Annotated in this window: 1 protein-coding gene; it reads right to left on the bottom strand. The window is 66.3% G+C overall.

Features of this window, described 5'->3' with window-relative positions:
- Positions 1-424: hypothetical protein (locus tag FHS19_RS19695; RefSeq protein ID WP_376771928.1), on the bottom strand; the 424-nt coding region annotated here is incomplete at both ends.

Consider the following 424-nt stretch of genomic DNA (forward strand, 5'->3'; position numbering starts at 1 on the left):
CTTCCAGCGCCCGGCGAGCCGTCCGATGCTCCGCCTGCTGTTCCTCGAGCTGCTCCTGAACCTCCAGGTACTGATTCTCGAGGTCTTCCAGCGCCCGGCGAGCCGTCCGATGCTCCGCCTGCTGTTCCTCGAGCTGCTCCTGAACCTCCAGGTACTGATTCTCGAGGTCTTCCAGCGCCTGGCGGGTCGTTTGGTGCTCCTGCCGCTGCTCATCCAGCTGCCGCTGCAGCGCCGCGTACTGCTCCTCGCGTTCCTTCAGCGCCTGGGCGGACGTTTGCTGCTGCTTCCGCAGTTCTTCCAGCTGCCGCTGCAGCGCCGCGTACTGCTCCTCGCGCTCCTTCAGTGCCTGGGCGGACGTCTGCTGCTGCTTCCGCTGCTCCACCAGCTCTTGCTGCAGCGCCGCGTACTGCTCCTCGCGTTCCTT

This window comes from Paenibacillus rhizosphaerae (assembly GCF_014192015.1).
GTDB classification, from domain to species: Bacteria; Bacillota; Bacilli; order Paenibacillales; family Paenibacillaceae; genus Paenibacillus_AQ; species Paenibacillus_AQ rhizosphaerae.